Here is a 24,336-nt window from a genome sequence, read left to right as displayed (position 1 = left end):
TCTTTTAGCACCCCCAGTAACATCGGGTAAAAATGGTTGTTACGACTACGCGGGACCCGAAGTTCGAAGACCTTACCTCCATGACATACTCGACGACCACGAAAACCGTTACTCACGTCACCACGTGTCTCGTTATGAAGATCACGTTCCGATAACATTAAACTCTCTAAACCTTGTTTGACCAAGCCTTGTAAACCTAGTTCACCGTTTGTGATTTCGGAAATTATTTCCGAGATTTGTTCACGTGTAAATTCCATAATTATTCATTTTTGAAAATTGCATTACAAAAATAATCAATTCGGAATTTACACACTTTTTGAAACACTATCAAACACTATCATGGTAGCGTTCCTTGTATGCCAGGTGCCCCGCGGGGCAAACCATCATCGCCTCGTCCTTGTTATAAACGAATCCCGTTTCCCCGCGTACACCGTCCAGCACCGGGTTCAATCTCGATACCAGTTGAACGTCATGCCCCGTGGCGTACATGATATTATCCCGGCCCGAGTAAGCCATGTCACCGATTACCGTGTCCACCTCCATCCCGTTCTCCACGCTTCGCTCGACGAGCGGTTCCAGGTATTGCCCGTCCGCCTTCTCTCCCGTGGTTACAAGGGCCGCCGTGATGATCCCGTTGCTAGTCATGGCAACGTGTGTCTTGTAACCGAAAAAGGACTTGTTCACCGCCTTGTGCCCGACCCGGGCCTCCTTGTCAACGGAAAACGAGACGGAATCCTTGACGTCTTCAAGGGTTTCTTCGAGAAGGTTGACTCGCTCGTTCACCAGCGGAAGGGAAGACAGTCCCCCGTGGGAACGAACCCGTTGTACCAAACTCGTGCAAGCCGCCCGGGTTTGCTCCAGCGTTTCCCCGGGGGAAACCGTCGAGAGAATATCGTTGATTTCCCCGGCCGGGAGAGGGGCCTGCCGGATCGTGGATTGAAGGTGACGGAGACGACCTTGCAAGGCAACCCTGGCCGAGTACAAGTTATAACGGGAAAGCGTGTGGGTGGCATCGAGGATTATCGCCTTCCCTTCTAGAACACCGCGGGAGCGGGCAAGACTTACCGTTTTACTCACCAGGAGATCCCGCAAGTTCATGTCTTTTAGACGCTGGCGACGGAAACGGGTCAGCGTGCTGGCATCAAGAACGTCATCCTCGGGGGCTAAATCTAGAAAATACTTGAAAGAAAGATCGTAACGCGAACGATCTACAACGTCAACATCCGAGAGGTCAAAGATCACTTTCAAAAGAAGGTACTTGAAGACCCGGACGGGGTCTATAGCCACGCGACCGTTCGTCTGGCAGTATCTCGAGGATAATTCATCGTAAACAAAAGTGAAGTTCACCAGGTCGTTGAGCTGGTGAAGCTTGTTATCCCGGGGGATTAGTTTATCATACAAGTCGGAATAAACGCTGAAAGAAAGAGAGGTTTGGCGTGGTAACATCATACATTGTTTTAGCCCTCGAAGATAAACTTATTTGAAAAAAGTTAAAAGTAAAAAAATAAATATTTTGGAGAAAGTCCCCCAGAAGGGGACTTTTTCAGTGGCCTCGTTTATAGAGGAGGTGGCCGAAGGCCGGAGGAGTTTATTTTAATGTCTTTTTATTCAATCTCGCTAAGTTCCAGCCAGCGCATTTCCTTTTCGTCCAACAAATCAATGATCTCGGCAATTCGCTGGGAAGATTTCACCAGTTCGTCCGTATCAAGGGAACCGGAATTTAAGGCTGTTTCCAACCCTGTTTTTTCCGTGTTCAGTTTTTCCATGTCGGATTCCAGTTGCTGCATTTCCAGTCTTTCTTTGAAAGTCAGTTTACGGACTTTCTCCTTTTCTCTCACGGGTTTGGGTGCGACAGGGATTTTCTTCTCTTCCTGTTTACGCAGTAGTTCCTCTTCTTCTTTTTTGTTCTTGTACTGGGTGTAATTACCGGGGAAGTCTTTCACCACGCCGTCACCCTCGAAAGCGAACACCCGATCCACCACTTTATCCGTGAAGAAACGGTCGTGCGACACGATGATCAGGCAACCTTGGAAAGATTTTAGATAATCTTCCAACACGTTCAACGTCATGATGTCGAGATCGTTCGTCGGCTCGTCGAGAATCAAGAAGTTGGGGTTGCTCATGAGGACGGTCAGCAGGTAAAGCCTCCGGCGTTCGCCCCCGCTAAGTTTTGCCACGAGGGAATATTGCAGCTTGTCCGGGAAAAGAAAATATTCAAGGAATTGCGATGCTGACATCACCCGTCCGTTACCGAGGTCGATTTTCTCGGAAATGTTTTTCACGATGTCTATGGGGCGATCGTCTTCCTTGAAATTGATCCCGTCTTGTTTATAATAACCGTAAACCACGGTTTCACCAATTTCGATGGTTCCGCTGTCCGGCTCGATCTGGCGGGTGATGATATTCAGGAAGGTCGATTTTCCAACCCCGTTTTTCCCGATGATTCCGATCTTTTCCCCCCGTACGAATTTGTAGGAGAAATCCCGTAACACGCAAAAATCCCCGTAGCTCTTGTTCACGTGTTCCAGTTCGAGAATCTTCTTACCGAGGCGTTGTCCTTTTATATCGAGTTCCAGGTGTTGCTCTGTCGTGTTTTGAGAGGCGACCTCTTTTATTTTATAAAAATTATCGATCCGGTATTTCGCCTTATGCCCGCGGGCCTGCGGCATCCGGCGCATCCATTCCTGTTCCGTGCGGAGCAGGTTCTTGGCCTTGTCTATCGAGGCGTTTCGGGCCTCAATCCGTTCGTCTCTCTTTGCAAGATAGTAGGAGTAGTTTCCTTCGTAGGCGAATAAACCGAAATCGTCGATCTCGATGATCTTGTCGCACACCCGATCCAGAAAATAACGGTCGTGAGTCACCATGAGTAGCGTGGCATTCGTTTTTTCGAGGTACTCTTCCAGCCATTCGGTCATCTCCACGTCCAAATGGTTCGTCGGCTCGTCAAGGATCAGGAAATCGGGGTTACTGATCAATATTTTGGCCAGCCCGACACGTTTGCGCTGTCCCCCGGATAGCTCCTTAATCCGCTGGCTGTACTTGTCGACCTTGAGTTCCGACAAGATTTGTTTCACTTGCGTGTCGTAATCCCACGCGGCGAGAGCGTCCATTTGCGGGATGAGTTCTTCGAGAGCCGACGCGTCGTTGTCCTTCACGGCTTGCTCGTATGTTTTGATTAATTTCAAGGTCGGGTTCTCCGAGTTGAACACCTCTTCAAACACATAATTTTCCGGGTTAAGTTCCGGGTCTTGGTCCAGAATACCGATTGAAATGTCATTACGGGAGATCACGGAACCCGTGTCTGCGGAGTCTTTGCCCGCGATGATACGTAATAGGGTGGATTTTCCCATCCCGTTCTTGGCAATTAAAGCTACCTTTTGATTTTTGCCGATTCCAAAAGTTATATTTTCAAACAGGAGTTGTTCCCCGAAACGTTTACTGAGATTTTCGACTTGTAAAAAACTAATCATGCTATATTGTTGATTTGGGATTTCTTGATTTATGATTTTAGATTCCAACCGCACGAGGCTTGCACTTAAACTACCCCCTCTAACTCCCCCTGTGTAAGGAGGAGTTGGTGGGGGTAGTTGATTTTTCATTCTAAACTTTAAACTCTAAACTTCTTTTAAATCATGGAATTTAAAAACGCTTTCCGTTTTCCTTCCTCGAAACGTTCGATGGCGTACCGTAACATGGTACGGGGCATTTTCTTGTAGCGAGGAGTGAGGTAATCGACTAAAAGTTGTTCGTCTTCTTTGCCGATCTCACGGAGAATCCAGCCCACGGCTTTATGGATCAGGTCGTGAGGGTGGTGCTGGAGAAGGTCGGCAATCGCGAGGGCATCCTTGAATTCACCTTGTTTCACGAAATGCATACAGGAGATCATGGCGATGCGCTGTTTCCAGAGGTGATTTTCTTTTGCCCAGTCGTAAAGGAGTTGTTTGTCCTTGTCGAAAAGCCAATGCCCCAAAATCTTGTAACAGCTAAGGTCAACGAGATCCCAGTTGTTGATGGCGTCTACCTGACTCACGTAGAAATTCACGCAAGTCTCTCTGGACGCGTGGTCTTTGAGTTTGGCGTAACGATAGGTTAATGCCAGGAGGGCCGTCAGGCGATACTCGTGGTACGGGGAGGCGAGTAGTTCCCGGAGTGTGTCGAAGTCCGCGTCAAAATGTTTTTTGGCAACGATACGCAAATTCGGAACGACCACCCCGATAAATTGATCCCCTTCACCGTATTCCCCTTTACCCGTTTTGAAGAAACGGGGCAGGAAAGCCGCTTTCGATTCGTCCCGGTATGTATTTATTTCATTTATAATTTCTTTCGTTGAATTTTTCATCTTTCCCTCAGTTCTTTAGTTCCCGGTGTAAAGGTAATTATTGTTAGTAAAAAAGTAGGCGTTGTTATTAAAAAATTGAATAAAAATGGGGGACGTATTCTTTTTAATTGTATTTTTACCACATAATCGAAAAACGTGGATTTATGTCAAAAATTATAGCTATCGCGAACCAAAAGGGGGGTGTTGGAAAGACAACGACGTCTGTAAACTTGGCGGCTAGTTTGGCTGTACTGGAACAGAAAGTGTTGTTGGTTGATGCTGATCCTCAAGGGAACGCGACAACGGGAGTGGGATATGATTTAAAGGAATTGAAGGCGACTATCTACGAATGTCTGGTGGACGGGTTGGAGCCGAAAGAGGCGATCCTGAAGACGGATATTGAGAATTTGTTTTTGTTGCCTTCCAATATAGATTTGGTGGGAGCCGAGTTGGAGATGTTGAATTTCGAGGAGAAAGAGAGTGTAATGGCAAAAGTGTTGGCAAAGGTGAAAGATGACTACGATTATATTTTAATCGATTGTTCGCCTTCACTGGGTTTGTTGACCGTGAATTCATTGGCCGCGGCCAATTCGGTGATGATCCCCGTGCAATGCCAGTATTTTGCATTGGAGGGATTGGGTAAGTTATTAAATACGATCAAGATTATCCAGAAACGTCTGAACACGGCTCTGGAAATTGAAGGATTCGTGCTGACCATGTATGACGGGCGTGTCCGCCTGTCGAACCAAGTGGTTGCCGAGGTGCGGAAACATTTCGAGGAGATGGTTTTCGACACGTTGATTCAGCAGAACGTGAAACTGGCAGAGGCCCCGAGTTACGGACAACCGGTTATCCTTTACGATGCCGAGTGTCGCGGTTCCGTGAATTATTTGAGTTTGGCAAACGAATTGCTGGAGAAAAACAAAAAATAGTTTAGAATTTAGAAGATTCTGTGATTGCTGATTCAATGATTCAGTGATTAAAAATAGGTGGAAATAGAGCGGGAGGGAAGAAATCACTTAATCTGAGATCATTAAATCACTAAATTAATAGGATCTAAAATTAACAAGAGATGGCGAAAAAGAGTGCATTAGGTAAAGGATTGGGAGCGTTATTGTCGGATGCGGCAGAGGAGGCGAAGCCAAGGGGAACGGCCTCATCGGCGTTACAGGAAGAATTGAAATTGTGTGATATTCGCCCGAATCCGAACCAACCGAGAACCGTTTTCGATGAGGAGGCTTTGCAAGAGTTGGCCTCTTCAATCAAGGCTATCGGCATCGTGCAACCCATCACCGTGAGGGAAGTGGAAGACGGGAAGTACGAGATTGTTGCCGGGGAACGTAGGTTCCGGGCATCGAAGATGGCAGGGTTGGAAACTATTCCCGCTTATATTCGTAAGGTGGAAGAAGAGTCCGTGCTAGAATTGGCATTGATTGAAAATATCCAGCGGGAGGATTTGAACGCTATCGAGATTGCGATTTCGTACGAGCGTTTGATTGACGAGTGCAACCTGACACAGGATGCGTTGAGCGAACGGGTAGGTAAAAAGAGAACGACGATTTCGAATTATTTGCGTTTGTTGAAGTTGCCCGCCCCGATACAGTTGGCAATCAAGGAACGGAAAATCAGCATGGGGCATGCCCGTGCTATTATTAATATAGAAGATGCGGAAACCCAGTACATGGTTTTCGAACAGATCATGAAATACGATTTCTCCGTGCGAAAAGTCGAGGAAATCGTTCGGGAACTGATGAAACCGGAAGAGGAAAAAGAGAGAAAAGCCGAGAGGAAACGTCAACCTATCGAGGACTATATGGAGTTACAAACTCATCTGGCTCGTTATTTTGACACGAAGGTTGACCTGAAACGGAACGAGAAGGGAAGAGGGAAGATCGTGATTTCTTTTAAATCGGATAGCGATCTGGAGCGAATTGTTGAATTATTGGATAAGGTGGATAAGAAATAAACTTTGTAGTGAGAAGTATTTTAGTGAAAATAGTTTTGATTATCCCGGTTTTGCTTATTTGTACGGGAGTAACGGCGTCGGAGTATCGTTCGGATTTCCCTGTATTCTTGCAAGACACGATCATTCACACGGATTCCTTGACGTTCACGGGAAAAGAGGAAGTGTTGAAAAGTAAAGCGAGAAAAAGAGATAACGGTAAACCCCATTCCCCGCATCGGGCAACGATCATGGCGATGGTATTACCGGGTTCCGGACAGATTTATAACCGTCAATGGTGGAAGTTACCGATCTTGTACGGGGGTATCGGGGCTACCGTGTACGGGTTGTCGTGGAACATGAAATATTACAAGAAATACCGTACTGCATTCGTGGATTACACGGCTTATCTGAACGCTTTGGAGGCTGATCCGGAAACGCCTTACCCGGCCAATTCCAGTTGGGATAAATTGATGTTACCGGGTAAAACGGCAGAGAATTACAATGCATCCATGCAAAAGCGTTTACAAGAGCAGTTGAAAACAAAGAAAGATAATTATAAACGGAATCGGGACTTATTGTATATCGTGTCGGGTGCTATATACGCAATACAAATTATTGATGCTACGGTATTTGCCCATTTTTATGATTTCGAGATTAACGACGATTTGTCGATGAATCTTCGTCCCTCAACCGGATTTTCTCCTGTCAGCGGGGGAACCGTGGGTTTGACATTAACTTTTAATTTTTAAAGGAATAACCATGCGTTTTGTGTTTTTGTGGCTATGTGCGATTTTATTTTCAGGTGTAGTATATGGTGAAAGTGATCGGGATTCGTTGAAAGTACGATTGGGTGCGCCCCGGTTAAATTTAGGGGCGCCGGTATTGTTGACAGATTCTATTCCGGGAGCTTTTATCGAGCGATTGGATGAATTATACAGTAAATGGTACGTTTCCAGATTGGAGGAAGGTAATTACGTGGATTCGGTGTACCTGACCGAAATGGTGACCGGGCCGGCTGTTCCGGATTCGGTGTATTTACAACGCTTGGATAAATTAAATTCAGCGATAAAGCTTTCCTACAATGATATTGTACGGAATTATATTGAATTATATACCGTGAGACGTCGAGCCCAAGTGGGAACGATGTTGGGACTGAGTTCCTATTATTTCCCTATTTTTGAAGAAGTGTTGGATCGGGAGGGATTGCCGCAGGAGTTGAAATACTTGCCCGTGATTGAGAGTGCTTTGAACCCGCGGGCATTTTCCCGTGCGGGAGCCTGTGGCTTGTGGCAGTTTATGTACGGAACAGGGAAGATGTACAAGTTGGAAATAAATTCTTTTATTGACGAACGCCGTGATCCGGTAAAATCCACGGAGGCTGCCGTTTGTTTCTTGAAAGATTTGTATAAGATTTACGAAGACTGGATTCTGGTGATCGCGGCTTACAACTGCGGGCCGGGTAACGTGAACAAGGCCATACGACGGTCGGGAAGTAAAAAGAATTATTGGGACATTTATTTCCATTTGCCGAAGGAGACGCGTGGTTACGTGCCGGCTTTTATCGCTGCCATGTACACGTTCAATTACCATAAAGAGCATAATATTTTCCCGTTAGAGAATGAGTTGCCCACGATGTGTGACACGATCATGATTTCCGATGCCTTGCATTTCGAGCAGGTGGCCAAATTGATGGATATATCCGTGGAACAAATTCGGGATTTGAACCCGCAATATCGTTCGGATATTGTGCCTGCCGGATTCGGGAAGAGTTACGCTTTGCAGGTTCCTTATAATCATGTTGGAGAGTTTATTGATAAACAAGATACGATCTTTGCTTATAACCGGACGACTTATTTTAATGATAGTGACCGTACGGCCGATCCGAAGAATCGTTTCAAGAAATACGCTCATGCCCATGCTGTACCCAGCAATAAAGCCAAATTGGTTTACACGGTGAAAAGCGGGGACGTGATCGGGAAGATTGCCGAAAAATTTAACGTGCGTTTATCCGATTTGAAGTATTGGAACGGGATGACGAAAGACCGAATTAATATCGGGCAGAAACTTACGGTTTACGTGCCGAATAATAAGGTTGATTACTATAAGTCCAAAGTGGATGCCAAGTATGCAGGGGTTGCTGCGAACGCGGAAGTCGAGGCAGAACCTTTAACAGAAGGCGAGTTCTTCTACTACACGATCAAGCGAGGCGAGAATCTGTGGTCGATTGCTAAGAAATATCCGGGCGTGTCGAACCGGGACATCATGAAATGGAACGGGTTGACTGATCGATCGGCAAAGAATCTAAAACCGGGACAAAAGTTAAAGATTAAGATTTAATAATAGAAAGTGAGATTTTATCTCACTTTTTCTTTTATATTTGTATTGATGGAATTCAATATTTAATTCATTGATGCTCGATAATTTACATGTAGAACAAATTGCTAGGGGGAATCGTGTCGCTTTTAAAGAGCTACACGAGGAGTTGTACGGACGGATGTTTTATTATGTGTATAAGATGTTGCACGATAAAGAACAATCGGAAGATATTATTCAGGAGGCATTTGTTTTATACTGGGGAAATCGTGTGAATTTTAATAGCCTGTTAGCTGTCAAAGCTTATTTGTTTTCCATTGTTAGAAATAAAGTCATGGCGCAGATTCGGGATGTGGCCAATCGTAAGCGTATTTTGGACCGTATCGAACGGGAAGAGGGCGAGACGGGAGATCACCTGTTAATCACGGCCGAAATCTGCGGTGAAGTACAGCGTGCTGTTCGAGAATTGCCGCCCCAGACTCGTCGGGTGATCGAATTGAGCATGGAGGATATGACGGTTGAAAGGATTGCCGAAGTCATGCAAATCTCACCTAATACGGTGAAGACGCTAAAAAAAGCAGGATACCAAGCTCTGAGGGAGAAGTTGAAACATTTGAGGGTGTTGTTGCCGTTTTTATTCATGGGTTAATCGAGTAAAAAGAAGATGTTTTTTGAAAAAAAGTGATTTTTCATTCACCCGTTTTCCGGATTCACGAAATTATATGGTGTAATTCAGAAAAATAAGTGTATGATGAATCTTGTAGAAAAAGAGATAAAAGTCGCGGATATTATTACCCGAAAATTATTTTCCGGAGAAAAGATGACGGAAAAAGAGGAGGGGATGTTGCAGGAATGGTTGGATGAATCGGAGGAGCATCAAGCATGGTTTAGATCATATCAAGAAAAGACGTCTTATGAGGAGTTTGAGGAAATCATTCGAGTATCGGATCAACAGGAGCAATGGAAACGCTTAGAATCTGGGTTAAGAGGTGGGAACGTGGTGAATTGGAGAACGTGGATGGCTTATGCGGCAGGGATTATCATTTTAGTATCTTTGGGCTTATGGTTCGGGTTGCGGGATAGAGTAGGAAAAGAGTCTGTTATGCAAGTGGCGGTGATCGAGCCGGGAAAGTTTCAGGGATTTTTGATTTTAAATGATGGTCAGAAGGTTGCCTTGGAAAAAGGCGATACGCTGATCTCTGCAGCCACTTCGAATATTTCCGTGTCGACGGGACAAGTTTCCTATAAAGAGAAGAATGTGGGGCGGGAAGAGGTGCCGATGGAATACAACACGATCGTTGTCCCACGGGGTGGAATTTATTCTTTGATTTTGAGCGACGGAACACAAGTTTTTTTGAATTCCGATTCAGAACTACATTATCCTGTAAGATTTGGCGAGGGAAACCGGGAAGTTCGTTTGAAAGGAGAGGCTTTTTTTAATGTGACACCTGATTCGTCGCGTCCCTTTATCGTGTTAGCCGGGGAGGTTCGGACACGGGTTTTCGGAACTTCTTTCAATATACTGGCTTATGCCGATGAACCGGCAATAGAGACCACTTTATTTACCGGGCGGGTGGAGGTATCTGTTGAGCATTCTTTATTGAAAAAAATTCTGACTCCTGGAATGCAGGCAAGTTGGACGGATGGAGCAAGAGACATTTCCGTGAGGGAAATAAATTCTGACCTACGGTCTCTTTGGCGTGATGGAATTATCGTGTTGGATGATGATGAGCTTGAGAGCGTGATGCGAATGTTGGCTCGTTGGTATGATGTGACCTACGAGTGGAAAGGTGATCGTGGGGAGAGGCATACTTTTACGGGAAGGATTAACCGTAATGATGATTTGGCCAGTGTGTTGAGTATGTTGACTTTGTTAGGTGGACCTCGTTTCGAGATCAAAGGAACGACCGTGTATATTTATTAAAAAATAACCGGTGACATGTGGAAGATGTTACCGGTCATTCAATCTCCTGGTAAACCAGGACATTATTAATTTAAATGTTCTACAAATCTATGAAAAAAAATTGTAAAATGAAACATTCGAGGATGTTTTCTGTTTCGTGCAAGCTATTATTGGCGAGCGGCTTTATCCTGTTGATCGGGATCATGTTTGCCCCTACGATTGCTCGCGGACAGCAGAAAGACAAGCTGATTTCGTTGAAATTAGATGGAGAGAGTGTACTTGACGCGATTCAGAAAATTAATCGTCAGAGTGGAAATTCGATCAGTTACAAGAAAGAGGAACTTGAGAAAGAGAGTAAACGGGTTACGGTGAATTTGAAAGATGCTAAGGTGTTGGCAGCGGTGGAAACCGTGTTGAAAGAAACCCGTTTGGTGGCAATTGTACATGGAGATGTAATCTTGATTGTACCCCGGCAGATGAATACAGGAACGGTAAAATCGATTACGTTGAAAGGTTTCGTGACGGATCAAAATAAAGACCCGATGCCGGGGGTAACCGTAAAATTGGTCGGAGTGTCTTTAGGGACAGCGACAAATGCCCGTGGGTATTTTTCAATAGAACTTCCCATACAGCAGGGGACTTTGGAGTTCACTTTTGTGGGGTTCAAAAATAAGCGAGTCGCTTTTTCAGAAAAAACGGATACGCTGCGAGTGGTGCTGGAAGAAGACGTGAAAGCAATAGAGGAAGTTGTCGTGACCGGTTATCAGGCGATTAAAGAAAAGGCTATGGCGGGATCTTATTCTAAAGTGAAGGCCGAGGAACTTGTTATGACTGGAAATGAGACTATTGAATCCATGTTACAGGGAAAGGTTCCGGGGATGGTGGTAATTAATCAGAGTGGGTTGACAGGAACTCGACAAAAAGTCCGGGTACGGGGTACTTCAACCTTGGTGGGTAATGCCGAACCGGTGTGGGTGGTGGATGGAATTATACAGGAGGATAATCTTCCTTTCGAAACCAGTGAATTGGGAGCGATCGGGGATAGTAATCTTGATATGATGAAAGATTTTATCGGGGGAGCGGTCTCTTGGTTGAATCCCAATGATATTGAAGATATTACTGTATTGAAAGATGCTTCTGCCACGGCGATTTATGGGGTGAAGGCAGCTAATGGGGTAATTTTGATCACGACGAAAAGAGGTGAAAGAGGTTCGATGTCGGTGAATTATTCGGGAAGTTTTTCGACGAGTCAAAAGATGAATTACAAGCGGCAGGACGTTATGAACTCGAAAGAACGTGTTGATCTTTCGAGGGAAGCTTTCTCCCGGGGAGCGAGGGTCGGAAAGGAAACGGTGGGATATTCTGCGTTAGCTTACGCTTATCTTGAACGAAAAATCAGTTGGGAAGAATTTAATACCGGAGTAAAAAAATTAGAGGCCACGAATACCGATTGGTTTGACATTCTTTATCGGACACCGTTTAGCCAGTCTCACTCGCTTAGCTTTTCCGGAGGAAATGATGACGCTACTTACCGGGCTTCTTTCGGTTATAGTAACGTGAAGAATACTGCGAAAGGGAATGAACAGGAGACTTATACAGGTAGTTTGAACACGAGTTTTATTTTTTGGAAAAAATTGACCGTGACGGCAGGCTTGTCAGGTAGCCACGTGAAGACACAGGCTTTTGCTGCCGGTGTAGATCCTTTTAATTACGCGATCAATACGAGTCGGGTCATCGGTTGTTTTGATGAAGAGGGGGAATTGTTTTATTACACGAAAGGTAAGTATAAATATAATATAATAAATGAGTTGTCTAATTCGAATAATGAAAATACAACCAAGAGTTTAAAGTTGAATTTGAGCGCTCGTTGGCGGTTCTCTGAAAATTTTACGTTAGCTGCAACTTTGGGTGGTTCAACTTCGTCGTATTTTGCCGAGTCATGGTTCACGGAACGTTCTCATAAAATAGCATCTGTCCGTGGCTATGAGTTTGGAGAGTACGGGGCGACAACCACGGAGTTTCAAAACTCATTCTTACCTTACGGGGGGATGTTGACTACTTCCGAGAGCCGTAATTTTAGTTACACGGCTCGGGTGCAGTTCGAGTACGTGCAGTTGTTAAAAGGGGTACATTCAGTGAACCTGATGGCGGGAATAGAGAGTCGGAGCAATGAATATGACGGTTATTCGCAAACGAACTGGGGGTATATGCCCGATCGTGGTAAAACTTTCACGGATGTTCCGTTGGAAACCCCTGCGGGGAAATTGAATACAATGTATGCCCGAACAAAACCGACAATAACGGATAAGGTTTCGAATTACGTTTCTTATTATGCCACGGCAAGTTATATGTATGATAATCGTTATTCGATTAATTTATCCGTAAGGGGTGATGGTTCGAATACCTTTGGTAAGACCGCCAAGTTTCAGCCGGTATGGTCAGCCGGATTACGCTGGAATGTAACGGATGAACATTGGATGGCCGATCAGAAGTTCGTGAATACGCTGGCTTTTGTTGCTTCGTTGGGGTATCAGGGAAACGTGGCGGAAAATATTAGTCCTGATTTTATCGCTAAGGTTTTGGCCGTGGATTCGAAAACGGGGGAATACCAGATGACTTGGAAAAGCTTGCCGAATCCTGATTTGAAATGGGAGAAGACGTTTACGGTTAATCTGGGGGCAAATTTTTCCATATTGGGAAATAAACTGAACGGTACATTTAATTGGTATTATAAAAAGACCGTGGATGTGATTACTTCGGCAAAAGTGCCTTACGAGACAGGGACTACGAGTATGTATGTTAATGATGGCGAGGTGTCCAATCAAGGTTGGGATTTGTCTTTTACCGTGATCCCTATCCGGACGAAGGATTTCATGTGGAGTTTGGGTACGAGCTTTTCCGGTAATAGTAATAATGTTAAATCCGAGGTAGAAAAGAATGGAACATGGAAACACGCGACAGATGGATCAATCGCTAAAGCCGGGTATCCGGTGGGTAGTTTCTGGGCATTCAAGTTTACCGGATTAGATCCGGAGAACGGGGGACCGCTTTTTGATCTTTCACGTGCCAACACGAGTAAGGCTGCGGAAGATGCCACGGAATACATGGTTTATATGGGTACCCGCGAACCGACATTCACGGTTGGAATCAATATGGTGTTTCGGTGGAAACGTTTTTCTTTCCCGTTGAATTTTTATATTAGTCGGGGTAATTATGAATTTCTTGATTCTCCTTACGAGAATGGTTACGAGATGTTGAGTGAATTTAAGAATGCTTCTAACGAGTTGAACGATCGATGGCGTGAACCGGGGGACGAAACTCGCACGAACATTCCTTCTATTCCGGTAGGAAAGAATTGCCAACCTCTTTATCCTTTTGAAAATGGAGTAGCTCTTTATCCGTTGGATGCTTGGCAATATTCTGATGTCAGGGTGGTGAATGCTTGGTATATTCGCTTTAATGATTTCAGATTTTCATATAATCTTCCGGATAAGTGGATAAAAGGATTCGCGAAGAGCGTGGCACTTTCTTGCACGGTAACAAATCCTTTACAGATAAAGAGTAAAGATTTTAAAGGACGTGATCCTGAGGTTGCGCTAGGAAGTCAGCCTCGTTCTCAGAATTTTTCATTCGGTATAAATGTAAGTTTTTAACGATAAAAGCGATAATGATGAAGAAGAATATATATTTATTAATCATTCTTTTGTCTCTTGTAGGGTGTAAAGATTTTCTGGAGGAGACAAGTCAGGATTTGGTACGTCCCTCTCAGGTGACAGACCTAGAGCAGATATTGCTGGGTGATGGTTATGGATCTCCTTATTATAGTACGACTATATTCACGGATGAACAGGCAAGTACGAATTTGGATGATGAATCTTTTCAATCCACTTATGATGAGTTAAAATGGCTTTACACGTGGAATAAGGATATGTTCACGGATGCCGGGGCAGGATACTTTCATTGTTTTTGGGAGATGCCTTACAGGCGTATTTTAGGTTGTAATTTGGTATTGGATTACTTGGACGAGATGGCAGGGAAAGAAGTGTTGCGGGAGAGTTTACGGGGAGAGGCTCTGGTGCTGCGTGCATGGAATTATTTCCATTTGGTGAATATGTTTGGTATTGCTTATAGTCAAGGTAATCCGTCAACGGATTTGGGGGTTCCACTAAAATTGGACGCTACGGTTAACGGTGATTTTTATACTCGTAACACGGTTGCGGAAGTGTATGCCCGTATAGAAAAGGATTTGCTTGATGGAAATCGTTTGTTAATGGAAAACAGGTATGAACGTACATTTTACCGGATAGACCATCTTGCAGCGAAAGCGATGTTGTCAAGGGTATATCTTTACATGGAAAATTGGGATAAAGCTTTGGCATACGCTGATTCAGTCCTCATCTTGAAGTCTGATTTGCTGGATCTGAATAATTTCAGTATGGACGTATATAATACATCTGGTACGGGTTCGGTTTATTTGGCTACCGCTCCGGATGAAATTATATGGGCGAGGAATTATCTAACTGGTTACTCGCTGTCTTCGAGTGTGATAGCATGGGTAATAGGACCTTTTGTCGTTTCTCAAGAGTTGATAGGACGTTATGAACAAGGTGCTTTCGCTGATATATCAGCGAAGAGGGTGCGTGATTTGAGGGCTTTTTTTTATTTTACTTTTGGAATGGATATATGGGGTTTCCAAGGGGATATGCGAGAAAGTATTGCAAAAGGTGGATCCAGTAGTTACATTCAAGGCATTCGTACTGCCGAACTTTATTTGAATCGGGCCGAGGCTTATACGCAAAAATTTTTGAAAGAAGGGAATGACGCCTATCGTAATCAGGCATTGACTGATTTGAATAAGTTGAGAAAATATCGTTTCAATAAGGAATTTCCTGCAGACGAATTGAATATTACAGACGGTCAGGAGTTGTTGGAATTTATTATTGATGAGAGATTCAGGGAGTTATGTGGTGAGACAAACCATCGATGGTGTGATTTGCGTCGTTATGGATTGACGGTTACTCACGTGTTAAAGCCGGAAGGGCAGACGTATTCACAGGACATGAGACATTATGTACTGCCCATCCCGGAACTTGTTCTGGAACAAAATCCTTATTTGGTGCAAAACTGATCAATGTTTAAAGTATAGAGATATGAAAATAAAGTATATATTATGGATATTTGTTGTCATCGGGATGATCGGGTGGCAGAGTTGTAGCGATGATTCGGAAACGCTTACTCCTTCGGATATGGAAGAATGGAAACCGGTTCTTGCTTCGGGAAATAATGTTTATGATGAAAAAATAGAGGATTTTTATAATCGTACGGGCGTATATATCCTTTACCAATTCGAGCCTAGAGAGGTGTATTTTGACGGGTCGAATGCATGGAAAGAAAATCTTGTGGATACGATTATAACAAGTCAGACTTATACTCCCAATGGGGATGATATTTACGTGGAAGGTGATTATGTCTATATCCAAGGTACAAAATATCCTATCGGTACAACTGATGGTGAAGATTTTACCACGCTTAAACGAGAGGTGATCTTGACGGATGACGGGGATATATATGTGCGTGCTTACACGGTGACTCTCACTAAAAATAGCATAAACGTGAATGAGGCGAAAAATGAATATGTAGGAAAGCAGTTCGAGTGGGTGGAAGAGATGTTTTTGAATTTTTATCCGGATACAATACTTCGGGTTGCCTTACCTTTGAAAATTATATTGGGACGAAATTTGTGGTACACGAATTCCATGTATATGTATGGTTTGAAGGAATATTCATACTATTACTCGTTCCATAACTTGATATTCAGTCATGGCGATGAATCCTTGGATGATTTACTTGCAAGTGGAAAGAATAAAATTAAAAATGATGTTCATTCGTGGTTTATCACGGAAAGAATCGAGTCCATGTATTCGTTGGATGAGTTCAACTTGGTGTCGGATTATTCTTGGGCGGGAGGGGCGTCTTCAGCTCGTCCTTCAACAGGACAATGTTATGGATTAGGATTCGTGATAAGACCGACGACGACTATTTTGACTACAATTTTAAAGACTGATCTGGCAAATTATTTAACGCTGATCATGGGAAATTCTTATGAAAAGTTGACGGCAGAACCGGCCAACGGAAATTATAATGCCAATGATTTTACCGGAATTTTGCATCCCAAGAAAGATGTAAATGGTCTGATTCGAAAAAAGTATGACATATTGATGAATGAATTCAAACGCCTAGGGATAGATCTACAGGCGATCGGCGAATTGTATAATTGAAAACCGAAAGGCAAGGAGAACCGGTGACTGTTTGGGTGCGAAGATGGAAACTGGCTCTCCTGCATAGGTTTATTTAAAGATAGATGTCACTAAACGTGACGTCATGCAGTATTTATGACTAAAAAATCGTATGTATGGAAAATCCAATTGTAAAAGTAGAACACTTGTATCATCGTTACGCGACACAATGGGCTATCGAGGATATTAATTTTGAGATTGAGGAAAACGGAGTCATTGGCTTGCTTGGGTCCAATGGTGCCGGAAAGTCAACAACAATGAACATTATTTGTGGCGTGCTGAAACAGACCCGGGGGAAAGTGTATATTAATGGTATCGACACGTTAAAAAATCCCGTGGCGGCTCGGAAATATATAGGTTTTTTACCACAGAAACCACCATTATACCCGGATTTGACCGTGGATGAATATTTGCGGTTTTGTGCAGAAATACACTGGATGGAACGGAAAAAAATTAATGCTGCTGTTGGGGAGACCGAGGAACGTTGTGGGATCACGCACATGAAGGATCGATTGTTGAGAAATCTTTCCGGGGGGTATCAGCAACGAGTAGGTATTGCTCAAGCTATTTTGCATGATCCGAAATTTGTGGTTCTTGATGAACCGACGAACGGGTTGGACCCGAACCAAATTCTGGAAGTTCGACAATTAATTCGTGAGATTGCAGAAGATCGTACGGTGATGCTTTCAACGCATATCTTGTCAGAAGTACAAGCTACTTGTTCGACGATCAAGATGATCGAACACGGGCGGGTTGTTTTTTCCGGTAGCGTGGAGGAGTTTGATAATTACATCGAGCCGAATACGCTTTATGCCGTATTCGATTTACCACCATTACCGGATGAATTGCTGATGATTGCCGGAATCAAAAAAGTTGAGATGGTGGGCGGTCATGGCGTTCGTTTGTGGTATGACGGGGAACGGGATACGATTAAGCAGGTGATCCGGGAAAGTATGGTTCGGGGATGGGAGATGACAGAGATCCGGTCCGAGAAAAGTTCGATGGAAGCTGTTTTTGCAAAGTTATCAGGAAAGTAAATCATTGTTAAAGAAAATATTATGAGAGCAATATATAAAATCGCCCGCCTAGAGTTATCGAATCTTTTTTACTCACCGGTGGCTTGGTTATTATTGATTTTTTTCACATTCATGATGGGAATGACGTTTGCAGGGGCACTGGAAGGTTTTGCCCGGCAGCAGGAATTGGGTACTCGGGGTTTATATGCCGTGTCGCAAAATTTATTTTATTCACCTAAAGGCCTTTGGCCCCAAGTCAGTCAATGGTTTTATTTGTTAATGCCTTTGCTGACGATGGGATTGATTAGCCAGGAGTTTAGCCGAGGTTCGATTAAATTACTTTTCTCCGCACCCATTACAGGTTTCCATATTGTATTGGGGAAATATCTCGGTATTATGTTGTATGGGTTGTTAGTGGTCGGAATACAGTTGGTTGCCGTCGTGGTTGCGGGCTATGCGGTGGAATTTTTTGACTGGTCCGCGGTATTAACCGGACTTTTAGGACTTTATCTATTATATGGTCTGTATGCCGCGGTTGGTCTTTTTATGTCAACATTAACGAATTATCCTATTGTTGCCGCAATCGGGATGCTTGCTTTATTGAGTTTGTTGAGTTTAATTTCTGGTATTTGGCAAGAGTATGCTTTTACACGGGAAATTACTTACTGGTTATCGCTTGGGGGACGTGTGAATTCTTTTATTAAAGGATTGATATGTAGCGAGGATATACTTTATTTCGTGATCATGAGTAGCATGTTTTTGGCTTTTGCCGTGTTGAAGTTGGAGTTATTGCGGGAAAGTTGCTCTTTCGCGGGTAAAGCTGTTCGTTATTTGGGCGTGTTCGTGATTGCGATCTTTTTGGGGTATTTGACGTCTCGTCCGGTGATGAAGGTTTATCACGATTCGACTTATACAAAAGCGAACACATTGACTCAGGCCAGTCAGGACATTATGGCTAAACTGGATGGGGGATTGAAGATGACTACTTACGTGAATTTGTTCGGGGATATTTATAATACAACAACAAAAGGAATAAAAAGAGACATAGATCGTTATGAACGGTACATTCGTTTCAAGCCGGAAACAAAAATGGATTATGTTTTTTATTATTACGCGGACACGACAACAGAAGCTTTTAAAAAGCATTACCCGGAAAAGACCTTTTTGGAAGTAGCGAGAGATGCTGCAAAATTACAAAATACTCGTTTGGGTAAATATTTGACACCGGAAGAGATTGCCAAAGAAGAGGTTGCTAAAGGGATAGACTTAAGCGAGGAAGGGTACCGATTCGTGACATTAATTGAACGGGAATCGGGACAAAGATCTTTTTTGCGGGTTTATTGGGATATGAGGCGTGTTCCTAATGAAACAGAGATTTCGGCAGCATTGAAAAGAATTGCCATGAAGTTGCCTTGCGTGGGTTTCCTTTCGGATTACGAGGCTCGTTCGATGGTTGGAACCTTGAATCGGGATTATTCTCATATGGTGACAGAGAAGACTAACCGAGAGTCGTTGCTTAATCAAGGGTTTGATGTGAGGGATGTCAGTTTGAAACATAATCCGAAGATACTGGATAGTTTGGATGTGCTGGTTATTGCAGAACCTAGAGAGCCATTTACTGATGAGGAACTGGATATTCTATATCGATACGTGGAGAGTGGAAAGAATTTACTCGTGGCAGGAAAACCGAAGACATACTCTTATCTTACGCCCCTGATGGCGTATTTGGGATTGCGTTTTGAGCCGGGTATGCTGGTTCAAAAGCCGATTGATGAATTCCCGGCTCATGTGATGCTTTGCACGGTTACGGATAGCGCTCGGAATATTTCCCGGTTGTGGAAAAATCTGTACCAGATTACCCATCGGGATGAGCGCAGGCGTTATTCGTTAGTCATGCCGGGAAGTGTGGCCGTAGAACAGGTGTCAGATAAGGGCTTTCAAGTGACGCCTTTGCTGACGAGTCGGGATTCCCTTGCTTGGAATGAACTTGAAACTATTGATTTTGTTAACGATACGGCCCGATTGAATCCCCTGGTGGGCGAGAGAGCCGGGGTAAAGACAACGATGCTGGGGTTGGAACGAGAACAAGCCGGACTTCAGCAACGAATTATCGTGTTAGGGGATGCTGATTGTTTCAGTATGGGCGAATTTTCCACTTCCCGACGCGGAATACGTTCTGCCAATGGAAATTTAATCATGGCGATGTTTGATTGGTTTTCTTATGGAGAATTGCCGATTGATGTTTCCCGTCCGAGTGCTATTGATAATGCATTGACTATCGGGATGGAAACAGGTGCTACTTTGAAGATTATTTTACAATGGATATTTCCGGCGTTACTTCTTTTGATAGGGGCTGTTGTTTTGATTCGAAGAAAAGGGAAGTAGTGAAATTGGGAGATGAAATAAAAGTCAATCGCTCAATTATTTTGAGGGATTGACTTTTTTATTTTTATCTACGATGTAACAATACAATGTTTTCCACGTGATGCGTGTGGGGGAACATATCCACGGCTTGAACGGCCATTACTTTATAGTCTGCATCCATGAGTGCCAAATCTCGTGCTTGGGTGGCAGAATTACAGCTCACGTAAACGATTCGATCGGGAGCGGCTTTTAATATAGTATCCACGACATCTTTGTGCATTCCGGCACGAGGAGGGTCTGTGATGATCACGTCGGGGTGACCGTGGCGACGGATGAACGCTTCGTTCAGCACGTCTTTCATGTCTCCGGCGTAGAATACCGTGTTGTGGATATTGTTGAGTGCCGAATTGATTTTGGCATCTTCAATGGCTTCCGGGACGTATTCGATACCGATAACTTTTTGGGCATTGCGAGCCACGAAGTTGGCAATGGTTCCGGTTCCGGTGTAAAGGTCGTACACGGTTTCATTTCCGGTTAATCCTGCCAGCTCTCTTGTTTTAGCGTACAGATTGTAGGCCTGTTCGGAGTTGGTCTGGTAGAAAGATTTCGGACCGATCTTGAATTTTAAATCTTCCATTTGTTCGAAGATGTGGTCGTTTCCGTGGAAACAGATCACTTCTTGATCGGTGATCGTGTCGTTCATCTTTTCGTTGATGACGTACATTAAAGAGGTGATTTCGGGGAATTGTTGCACGATAGCATTCAGTAAACCTTCTCGTGCCTCCCGATTTTCTTCCCCAAACGTAACGATTACCATAACTTCTCCCGTGGAAGAGGTACGGATGATAAGAGTACGTAGGAATCCTGCCTGTTCACGAATATCATAAAAACTTAATTCATGTTCGATAGCGTACTCCCGAATAAAGTTACGAACGCCATTTGAAGGTTCGGCCTGTAAATAACATTTCTCGATATCAATAACTTTGTCAAATAAACCGGGTACGTGAAAGCCTACTGCCGGGGTACGGTCTATATCCTGACCGTTGGCAATTTCTTCCCGTGTCAGAAAGCGTTTGTTACAGAAGGTGTATTCCAGCTTATTCCGGTAGTAGGTAGTTTTGGGTGAACCGATGATCGGGGATACATTTTGTAGTTCTACCTTACCGATTCTTTGCAGGTTGTCGATGATTTCCTGTTGTTTGAACTCGGTTTGTAATTGATAAGGCAGGTTTTGCCATTTGCATCCGCCACATATTCCGAAGTGCGAACAAAAGGGGTCCGTGCGGATGTCGGAGTATTTCCGTACGTTAACAATAAAGCCTTCCAGGAAACTTTTACGTTTCCGGGTGACCTGTACGTCAACGATGTCACCGGGTACGGTGTTCGGTACGAATAATACCTTTTCATCCACGTAAGCGATGGATTTTCCTTCCGCGGCTATTTTTTTTATTTCGATATTTTCCAGTAAGGGCTTTTTACCACGAGCCATATTAATTTTAGATTTTAAATTTTAGATCTGATCAATGAAGTGATTTCATGATTTTTGATTAGGTGATTTAGAATCGCAGAATCGTTCAATCGGAAATCACCTAATTTATTTGTTTTTCAGTTTTTCTTTCAGGATTTTGACACCTTCGGAGGCGCCTTTTTCAATGAACTCGATCTTACTGTTTTTGACACTTTCCGGAATTTTCGGGTCGATCAACAGGATGCGACAACCGGCAGGTGCATAGTGTAACAGGCTGGCAGCCGGATACACGGCTAGCGAGGTCCCGATGATCACGAGAATATCGGCTTGTTGAACGAGTTCTATGGCCGGTTCGATGTTCGGAACGGATTCCCCGAACCAAACAATGTGAGGGCGCAGGATAGAACCGTCCTCGGCTTTTGTTCCTAGCTTTAATTCCCAACCGTCAAGGTCGTATATTAGGTCCGGATTCCGGCTACTTCTGACTTTTTTAAGTTCTCCATGCAGGTGTAATACCTTCGTACTTCCGGCACGTTCGTGTAAGTCGTCAATGTTTTGCGTGATGATCCGGACATCGAAATCTTTTTCGAGTTCGGCAAGCCCGTAATGCCCGGCGTTTGGTTGGGCCTCGTAGAGTTGTTTACGACGCTCGTTGTAAAAACGGTTCACTAATTCCGGGTCACGTTGCCATGCTTCCGGGGTACAAACGTCCATAACATTGTATTCTTCCCATAGGCCGTCGCTGTCTCTGAAGGTACGAATTCCACTTTCGGCACTCATACCGGCTCCTGTTAAAACGACTAACTTGTTCATAATCAGATTGTATTTTAATCATTGAATTCGATTGCAAGTTAGATAAAAAAACTCTATTTTCGTAACTTTCAATTTTCAATTTTGTATGGTATGACTTTTGGTATAGCGGATTTAAGTGTTATCCCCATGCGACGGGAAAAATCGGAACGGAGCGAAATGGTTTCTCAGTTGTTGTTCGGGGAGGTGTATGAGGTACTGGAGGAGGAGGATAAATGGCTTAATATTCGCTTGTTACATGATTGTTGTTGTGGATGGATTGATCGTAAAACTTACAAAGAGGTAAGTGAAGAGTTCGCGGAAAAGTACCGGGCTTCCGATCAATTGATCATGAGTGAGGTGTTTAATCTGGTGGTTAAAAAAGGGGATTGGGAGAACAAGATGGTCGTGGCGGGGAGTGTGCTGCCTTTCTACGATGCATATACTAAAAAATTGATGATAGGGGATGAGGAGTATGTCGTGAAGGGTTTTTTACGGGAAGTAGGGATTGAAAGTCTACGGGAATTATTGATTCAATATGCGTTGATGTTCTATAATGCTCCTTATCGTTGGGGAGGGCGAACTCCCAATGGTGTAGACGGTGCCGGATTGGTGCAAATGGCGTATCGTTTGGCGGGAATTACTATCCCGCGGTATATCGAGCAACAAGCCGGCGAGGGACAAGTTTTGTCTTTTCTGGAAGAAGCGCAACCGGGGGATCTTGCTTTCTTTGGTGATTCTTCCGGTGCTGTTACTCATGTCGGTATCTTGTGGGAACAGGGACGAATTATCCATGCCTCGGGAAAAGTCCGGGTGGATAAAATTGATCATCACGGCATTTTCAATGAAGATTTGAAACGTTACACGCATACACTGAAGGTGGTGAGGCAGATTTTTTAATTCGCTGAAGACGAATTAAAAAGTTGCAGGTTACAAGTTGACAGGTTACAAGTTCTTCTTCAATCTAAAATCATTAAATCATAAATATCCTTGGCTTTCCGGCCCCATGTTAAATAATAGGTCGAGGATGCTGAGGTTGGGGGCGAAAGGGAATCTTTCGGCAAAGGTTTGGTGGTAAGGTTTGGCGACGAAAGGATCTTCTACACGGCGGCGGGAAGGTTTGGGGTGAATAACATCCCGCAAGTCTGTGAGGGTATCGTATGTCGGATAATAGTCTTCTGTGAATTTAATTGACCGTTGGAGTTGCAGGTTATCCATGAGTTCTTTTAGAATCTTGGTATTGAGATCTAACAAGAATTTTTCTTTCCGTTCGAAAAAGTGGATGAAGTTGTCGATGTAATAATCGTAATAGGGAGAATTTTTGTAAGCGGATTCAATCCCTTTGAAATGGAGTTTTTGCCAGTTCGTGGAATAGTCAACCAGTACATCTTTGGTTAATATTTTTATGGATGAGCCTTTCACGACGGGTACGGACAAGGTCATAACCCCGTTGGCAGTCATGATGTCACACCGATTCCGATAGCTTTGTTTACCATAGCTTTCGTATTGTTCAATCCATATCTCGGTACAATTGTTTATTTTTGTAAAGTATTGAACAGGTGGAAAGTATGCCGTGTTAATTAGTATATTGCTCATGATCCATTTATATTAGCCGGGCAAAGATAAGAATTTTTCAATAAATTGAAAATCTGTGATATTTTGTATGATTAACAAATTTATACTCAAAAAGTATGATTTGTGGTTCAAAAGTTGTATATTGTAACAGGATAGAAAGTTGTCGTATTCGACTCGAACTACCGCAGGTCGATTATATAGAAAGGAGAGGATTTTTTAAGACCTGCAATAGAACAAAAGCCGTAATTCTACGTAACTAATTAGTAATAGTATCACAACCGGAACGTAATATAAAAGTAGTTCATTTGGAAGGGTATTATTACATGATAAATAGAAATAAAATTGATAT

General features: G+C 43.6%; 18 protein-coding genes and 1 pseudogene. 12 read left to right on the top strand and 7 right to left on the bottom strand.

Features of this window, described 5'->3' with window-relative positions:
* From I2I33_RS12860 to I2I33_RS12845, 4 genes and pseudogenes are all read right to left on the bottom strand, one after another.
* Positions 1-257, bottom strand: a pseudogene (locus tag I2I33_RS12860) (IS256 family transposase); the annotation flags it as partial.
* Between the two features lie 70 nt (positions 258-327).
* Complete coding sequence (locus I2I33_RS12855; RefSeq protein ID WP_229128294.1) at positions 328-1,446, bottom strand: transposase; 1,119 nt, start codon at positions 1,444-1,446, stop codon at positions 328-330.
* A gap of 158 nt (positions 1,447-1,604) precedes the next feature.
* Positions 1,605-3,470, bottom strand: a complete 1,866-nt coding sequence (locus tag I2I33_RS12850) for an ABC-F family ATP-binding cassette domain-containing protein (protein ID WP_087422342.1) — start codon at positions 3,468-3,470, stop codon at positions 1,605-1,607.
* A gap of 155 nt (positions 3,471-3,625) precedes the next feature.
* Positions 3,626-4,339, bottom strand: a complete 714-nt coding sequence (locus tag I2I33_RS12845; RefSeq protein WP_087422341.1) for a DNA alkylation repair protein — start codon at positions 4,337-4,339, stop codon at positions 3,626-3,628.
* 143 nt (positions 4,340-4,482) lie between these two features.
* Here I2I33_RS12845 and I2I33_RS12840 point away from each other — a divergent pair, with 143 nt between their 5' ends.
* The 11 genes from I2I33_RS12840 (at position 4,483) to I2I33_RS12790 (ending at position 20,176) form a co-directional block, all read left to right on the top strand.
* Positions 4,483-5,250, top strand: coding sequence for a ParA family protein (locus I2I33_RS12840; RefSeq protein WP_087422340.1), 768 nt, complete (start codon positions 4,483-4,485; stop codon positions 5,248-5,250).
* Positions 5,251-5,390: 140 nt separating this feature from the next.
* A complete protein-coding gene (locus I2I33_RS12835) occupies positions 5,391-6,284 on the top strand; it encodes a ParB/RepB/Spo0J family partition protein (RefSeq protein WP_087422339.1) in 894 nt (297 codons plus the stop codon).
* Positions 6,285-6,292: 8 nt separating this feature from the next.
* Positions 6,293-7,012: a DUF5683 domain-containing protein gene (locus I2I33_RS12830; protein ID WP_229782412.1), complete on the top strand. Its 720-nt coding sequence runs from the start codon at positions 6,293-6,295 to the stop codon at positions 7,010-7,012.
* Between the two features lie 10 nt (positions 7,013-7,022).
* Complete coding sequence (locus I2I33_RS12825; RefSeq protein ID WP_087422338.1) at positions 7,023-8,600, top strand: lytic transglycosylase domain-containing protein; 1,578 nt, start codon at positions 7,023-7,025, stop codon at positions 8,598-8,600.
* Positions 8,601-8,673: 73 nt separating this feature from the next.
* Positions 8,674-9,225 (top strand): RNA polymerase sigma factor, encoded by a 552-nt coding sequence (locus tag I2I33_RS12820; protein WP_087422337.1) that lies wholly within the window; start codon positions 8,674-8,676, stop codon positions 9,223-9,225.
* 99 nt (positions 9,226-9,324) lie between these two features.
* A complete protein-coding gene (locus tag I2I33_RS12815) occupies positions 9,325-10,500 on the top strand; it encodes a FecR family protein (RefSeq protein ID WP_087422336.1) in 1,176 nt (391 codons plus the stop codon).
* Between the two features lie 107 nt (positions 10,501-10,607).
* The gene (locus I2I33_RS12810) at positions 10,608-14,132 is read left to right on the top strand and encodes a SusC/RagA family TonB-linked outer membrane protein (RefSeq protein ID WP_162613859.1); all 3,525 of its coding nucleotides are present in this window, start codon (positions 10,608-10,610) and stop codon (positions 14,130-14,132) included.
* Between the two features lie 17 nt (positions 14,133-14,149).
* Positions 14,150-15,607 carry a RagB/SusD family nutrient uptake outer membrane protein gene (locus I2I33_RS12805; protein WP_158571968.1) on the top strand — a complete coding sequence of 486 codons (1,458 nt, stop codon included), beginning with the start codon at positions 14,150-14,152 and terminating at the stop codon, positions 15,605-15,607.
* A 22-nt stretch (positions 15,608-15,629) separates the two neighbouring features.
* Complete coding sequence (locus tag I2I33_RS12800; protein ID WP_087422333.1) at positions 15,630-16,757, top strand: hypothetical protein; 1,128 nt, start codon at positions 15,630-15,632, stop codon at positions 16,755-16,757.
* Positions 16,758-16,891: 134 nt separating this feature from the next.
* Positions 16,892-17,812 carry an ABC transporter ATP-binding protein gene (locus I2I33_RS12795; protein ID WP_087422332.1) on the top strand — a complete coding sequence of 307 codons (921 nt, stop codon included), beginning with the start codon at positions 16,892-16,894 and terminating at the stop codon, positions 17,810-17,812.
* A gap of 21 nt (positions 17,813-17,833) precedes the next feature.
* On the top strand, positions 17,834-20,176 hold the full coding sequence (locus tag I2I33_RS12790) for a Gldg family protein (RefSeq protein WP_087422331.1): 2,343 nt from the start codon (positions 17,834-17,836) through the stop codon (positions 20,174-20,176).
* A 64-nt stretch (positions 20,177-20,240) separates the two neighbouring features.
* Here the strand turns inward: I2I33_RS12790 and rlmD are convergent, their stop codons facing one another.
* Both rlmD and I2I33_RS12780 read right to left on the bottom strand, forming a co-directional pair.
* The gene (gene rlmD, locus I2I33_RS12785) at positions 20,241-21,644 is read right to left on the bottom strand and encodes a 23S rRNA (uracil(1939)-C(5))-methyltransferase RlmD (RefSeq protein WP_087422330.1); all 1,404 of its coding nucleotides are present in this window, start codon (positions 21,642-21,644) and stop codon (positions 20,241-20,243) included.
* Between the two features lie 105 nt (positions 21,645-21,749).
* Positions 21,750-22,436, bottom strand: coding sequence for an SIR2 family NAD-dependent protein deacylase (locus I2I33_RS12780; RefSeq protein WP_087422329.1), 687 nt, complete (start codon positions 22,434-22,436; stop codon positions 21,750-21,752).
* A gap of 90 nt (positions 22,437-22,526) precedes the next feature.
* Here I2I33_RS12780 and I2I33_RS12775 point away from each other — a divergent pair, with 90 nt between their 5' ends.
* Positions 22,527-23,312 (top strand): C40 family peptidase, encoded by a 786-nt coding sequence (locus I2I33_RS12775; RefSeq protein ID WP_087422328.1) that lies wholly within the window; start codon positions 22,527-22,529, stop codon positions 23,310-23,312.
* 78 nt (positions 23,313-23,390) lie between these two features.
* Here the strand turns inward: I2I33_RS12775 and I2I33_RS12770 are convergent, their stop codons facing one another.
* Positions 23,391-24,008 carry a WbqC family protein gene (locus I2I33_RS12770; RefSeq protein WP_087422327.1) on the bottom strand — a complete coding sequence of 206 codons (618 nt, stop codon included), beginning with the start codon at positions 24,006-24,008 and terminating at the stop codon, positions 23,391-23,393.
* Between the last annotated feature and the right edge of the window lie 328 nt (positions 24,009-24,336).

The sequence above is a fragment of the Butyricimonas sp. BSD2780061689_150309_C8 genome, from assembly GCF_015560935.1.
Lineage (GTDB): Bacteria > Bacteroidota > Bacteroidia > Bacteroidales > Marinifilaceae > Butyricimonas > Butyricimonas paravirosa.
The sequence above is the reverse complement of the archived record's forward strand: the minus strand, read 5'-3'. Positions and strand labels throughout refer to the sequence as shown.

Coding starts and splice junctions, on each gene's coding strand:
- I2I33_RS12855 (WP_229128294.1), bottom strand. CDS start 1,446: ATGTTACCACGCCAAACCTCTCTTTCTTTCAGCGTTTATTCCGACTTG.
- I2I33_RS12835 (WP_087422339.1), top strand. CDS start 5,391: ATGGCGAAAAAGAGTGCATTAGGTAAAGGATTGGGAGCGTTATTGTCG.
- I2I33_RS12815 (WP_087422336.1), top strand. CDS start 9,325: ATGATGAATCTTGTAGAAAAAGAGATAAAAGTCGCGGATATTATTACC.
- I2I33_RS12810 (WP_162613859.1), top strand. CDS start 10,608: ATGAAACATTCGAGGATGTTTTCTGTTTCGTGCAAGCTATTATTGGCG.
- I2I33_RS12825 (WP_087422338.1), top strand. CDS start 7,023: ATGCGTTTTGTGTTTTTGTGGCTATGTGCGATTTTATTTTCAGGTGTA.
- I2I33_RS12845 (WP_087422341.1), bottom strand. CDS start 4,339: ATGAAAAATTCAACGAAAGAAATTATAAATGAAATAAATACATACCGG.
- I2I33_RS12820 (WP_087422337.1), top strand. CDS start 8,674: ATGCTCGATAATTTACATGTAGAACAAATTGCTAGGGGGAATCGTGTC.
- I2I33_RS12795 (WP_087422332.1), top strand. CDS start 16,892: ATGGAAAATCCAATTGTAAAAGTAGAACACTTGTATCATCGTTACGCG.
- rlmD (WP_087422330.1), bottom strand. CDS start 21,644: ATGGCTCGTGGTAAAAAGCCCTTACTGGAAAATATCGAAATAAAAAAA.
- I2I33_RS12800 (WP_087422333.1), top strand. CDS start 15,630: ATGAAAATAAAGTATATATTATGGATATTTGTTGTCATCGGGATGATC.
- I2I33_RS12770 (WP_087422327.1), bottom strand. CDS start 24,008: ATGAGCAATATACTAATTAACACGGCATACTTTCCACCTGTTCAATAC.
- I2I33_RS12790 (WP_087422331.1), top strand. CDS start 17,834: ATGAGAGCAATATATAAAATCGCCCGCCTAGAGTTATCGAATCTTTTT.
- I2I33_RS12805 (WP_158571968.1), top strand. CDS start 14,150: ATGAAGAAGAATATATATTTATTAATCATTCTTTTGTCTCTTGTAGGG.
- I2I33_RS12775 (WP_087422328.1), top strand. CDS start 22,527: ATGACTTTTGGTATAGCGGATTTAAGTGTTATCCCCATGCGACGGGAA.
- I2I33_RS12780 (WP_087422329.1), bottom strand. CDS start 22,436: ATGAACAAGTTAGTCGTTTTAACAGGAGCCGGTATGAGTGCCGAAAGT.
- I2I33_RS12850 (WP_087422342.1), bottom strand. CDS start 3,470: ATGATTAGTTTTTTACAAGTCGAAAATCTCAGTAAACGTTTCGGGGAA.
- I2I33_RS12840 (WP_087422340.1), top strand. CDS start 4,483: ATGTCAAAAATTATAGCTATCGCGAACCAAAAGGGGGGTGTTGGAAAG.